A 3,931-nucleotide genomic window follows, 5' to 3' on the forward strand; every position below is an offset into this window, starting at 1 on the left:
GAAGCCTATACGGGCTTCGGGGCTTTGAAGTGTATCCTCTCTCCTGCCAACACGATGGAGGACATCGCCCGATGGAACAAGTCGGAGCTGGAGCTTTTTCCCTTGGTGATGGAGTTGCACAGCATCATTAGAGACAACACCGCTTCCGAATCGCAATACAAGAGTTATATGCAGAGCCTGAAAAACTCTGTGATGACCGCTTTCTATACTCCTGCGCCCATAGTGCGGGAGATTGCCGCTTCCTTACAGGAGGCAGGTATCGCCCCCAAGCGAATCCTTGACCCTTCGGCGGGAATGGGCGAGTTCATCCGCTCTTTTGATGCCATTGCAGCCGAAGGACATACGACCTTCGGTTTTGAGAAAGACATCCTCACGGGACAGATGCTCTCCGCACTGCATCCCGAAGACAAGATACGCATCCGGGGCTTCGAGGAAATCGAATCCAAGCTCAACGGTTATTTCGACGTGGTTAGCAGCAACATTCCTTTCGGAGATATGGCTGTCTTCGACCCTGTTTTCAGCAAGACGGACGAACCAGCCCGAAAGGTCGCCCGCACATCCCTGCACAATTACTTTTTCGTCAAGGGAGTCGATATGCTCCGTGAGGGTGGCGTGCTGGCATTCATCACCTCGCAAGGTGTTATGAACGCGCCAACGAATGAGTCTGTAAGGGAGTGGCTGATGAACCATACCCGACTTGTCTCGGCGATTCGCCTTCCTAATAATCTCTTCTCGGAAAATGCGGGGACAGAAGTGGGCAGTGACCTTATCGTCCTGCAAAAGCAGAGTGGCAAGACAAGTCTTACCGAAGAGGAACTGCGTTTCATCAAGAGTGAGAAACGCCCTAGCGGAGTGCTGTTCAACACTTATCTGCGAAGTATGTCACAAATCGTACATACTGAGTGGAAGCAGGACACCGACCCTTACGGCAAGCCTGCCATTCTATTCCATCACGAGGGTGGAGCGGAAGGCATCGCCACCGATATGGGTAAAATCCTACGGGCTGATTTAGCCCAACGCTTGGATATGGCATTGTACCAAAAGCATATCTTCATACAGGAGCAACCCCAAGTTAGCATTGCCGTTCCTCCCGAAATAAAACAGCGAGAAGTGACGCTTACGTCTGCCACTTCGGAAGAAGAGCANTCTTCATACAGGAGCAACCCCAAGTTAGCATTGCCGTTCCTCCCGAAATAAAACAGCGAGAAGTGACGCTTACGTCTGCCACTTCGGAAGAAGAGCAATCACACCAAGAGGTGGTGCAACTGAAAAAGGAACAGCCGACAGAGCAACCCCGAAGCAGTGTTGCACCACAGGTACAACTACTCGACCTTTTTGGCAATATCATTCAAGAGGAGAANCAACTGAAAAAGGAACAGCCGACAGAGCAACCCCGAAGCAGTGTTGCACCACAGGTACAACTACTCGACCTTTTTGGCAATATCATTCAAGAGGAGAAGCCCAAACGAAAAAACTCCTCGATGAAACGTGCCGTGGCTTCCGCCCCTTCTCCCACTGTCGAAATAAAGCAACAAGAGACTGCTATGGGACTGTTGGAGACAGGAGAGTTGTGGTGGCAGCAGGACAAGGAGAAAGGTATGCGGCTGCGTCCCTATGAGGGCTTATGGCATGAACACCTCAGAGAAGGTTCTTTGCTTGCCTCGGACTTTCAAGTCGGAATGCTTGTCCGTGATATGGAGGACAACCGAATGTTCCAGCCCATAGACCTCTCTTCCCAAGAACGGCAGAAGATGTTGCTCTACATAGACCTGCGGGATGCCTACCACGCCCTCTATGATTATGAAGCGGAACGTAAGGTGGCGAATGAATCCTTGCGACAGAACCTCAATGAACTGTACGACCGTTTCGTGCGGCTGTACGGGCATCTGAATGACCGCAAGAACCACGAGCAGATCCTGATGGATGCGGGTGAAACGCTCAAAGCCGATATTTTCCATCAGCCTGTTTCGTTCAGTCTGCACGAAGTGACAGAGGTGAGCAATGCCCAAGAAGCACTTTCGGCTTCACTCAATAAATTCGGAGCGGTGGACACCGGATATATGCTCTCTTTGCTTCCCGAAAGTTCCGAAGAGGAGATGCTCTCCGACTTGCACGGCAAAATTTATTACAATCCCTTGGAGGGAGAGTATGAAATCGCCGAAAAGTTCATATCGGGCAATGTGGTTGCCGCATCGGAACGTATCGAACAATATCTCTTGGAGCATCCGGAGGACACAAGGGCGCAAGTCTCCTTGCAGGCCCTGAAAGATGCCATCCCCGAACCGATTCCTTTCGTGGACTTAGATTTCAACTTCGGGGAGCGATGGATTCCCGTAAACCTTTACTCTGATTATGCCTCGCACCTCTTCGATACCGAGGTGACGATACGCTACAATTCAAGTGCGGACGAATACTCCGTGGATGCACGGGGCCACAATGCCAACATCTGGGACAGATTCTGTGTGCGGGGACAGCATCGTCGCTACGATGGTATTGCCCTGATGAAGCATGCCCTGCTGAATACAACGCCGGACATCACCAAGAAAATCATGGTCGGAGACAAAGAGGTCAAGGTACGAGATACCGAAGCCATACAGATGGCAAACGCTAAAATCGATGAGATACGAAACGGCTTTACTGATTGGTTGAACGAGCAGAGCGATGAGTTCAAGAAGCGATTGGAGAAACTATATAATGATACTTTCAATTGTTTTGTTCGTCCTCAGTACAATGGATCCCATCAGACATTCCCCGACCTCAACCTGAAAGGCTTGGGTATCGAAAGCCTGTACGACAGTCAGAAGGATGCCGTGTGGATGTTGAAGCTTAACGGAGGGGGTATCTGTGACCATCAAGTAGGGGCAGGGAAAACGCTTATCATGTGTGCTGCAGCCTATGAGATGAAACGGCTCGGCTTGGCGAAAAAGCCGATGATACTAGCTCTCAAAGCCAACGTGCAGGAGATAGCACAGACCTTCCAAACGGCTTACCCGAATGCCAAGCTGCTCTATCCGGGCAAAAACGACTTCACCCCTGACAAACGGCAAAGGATTTTCCACGATATCAAGAATAACAACTGGGATTGCATTGTCCTCACACACGACCAATTCGGTATGATACCGCAATCGGACGAGATACAGCAGAAAATCCTTCAGGATGAGTTGGACAGTGTAGAGGAGAACTTGGATGTCCTGCGTCAGCAGGGGCGCAGTATCTCTCGTGCCATGGAAAAGGGGCTTGTCAAGCGACAGATGAATTTGCAGGCGAAGTTGGATGAAATCAAGTTCAAGATAGAGAACCGAAAGGACGACGTGGTAGATTTCAAGACCATGGGTATAGACCATCTTTTTGTAGACGAGTCGCATACTTTCAAGAACCTGATGTTCAATACTCGCCACGACAGAGTGGCAGGGCTTGGGAACAGTGAGGGAAGTCAGCGTGCCTTGAATATGCTCTTTGCCATACGAACGATACAAGAACGGACGGGGAAAGACTTGGGAGCCACCTTCCTTTCGGGTACGACCATATCGAACTCACTTACGGAGTTGTACCTGCTTTTCAAATACCTGCGTCCCCAAGCCCTCGAAGCACAGAATATCAAGACCTTTGACGCATGGGCTGCCATCTTCGCCAAGAAATCTGTGGACTATGAGTTCTCTGTTACCAATGAAATCGTGCAGAAGGAGCGTTTCCGCTATTTTATCAAAGTACCTGAGTTGGCGGCGTTCTACGCTCAAATCACCGATTATCGAACGGCAAAGGACATCGGCATAGACCGCCCCGAAAAGAATGAGATTATGCACAACATACCACCTACACCCGAACAGGAGAAGTTCATTGCCAAGTTGGTGGAATTTGCCAAGACAGGTAATGCGGAATTATTGGGACGAGAGAAACTCTCCGATAGAGAGGAGAAAGCCAAGATGCTTAT

At 50.0% G+C, this 3,931-nt stretch carries 1 protein-coding gene and 1 pseudogene; both read left to right on the top strand.

The window, feature by feature from the left end; all coding sequences use genetic code 11:
* Nucleotides 1-1,197 (top strand): class I SAM-dependent DNA methyltransferase (locus tag JT26_RS10990; RefSeq protein WP_036847826.1); only part of this gene is annotated, 1,197 nt, incomplete at its 5' end.
* 11 nt (nt 1,198-1,208) lie between these two features.
* A pseudogene (locus tag JT26_RS06400) lies at nt 1,209-3,931 on the top strand (DNA methylase); the annotation flags it as partial.

It is taken from the genome of Porphyromonas sp. COT-108 OH1349 (genome assembly GCF_000768755.1).
In the GTDB taxonomy this organism is placed as follows: domain Bacteria; phylum Bacteroidota; class Bacteroidia; order Bacteroidales; family Porphyromonadaceae; genus Porphyromonas_A; species Porphyromonas_A canoris.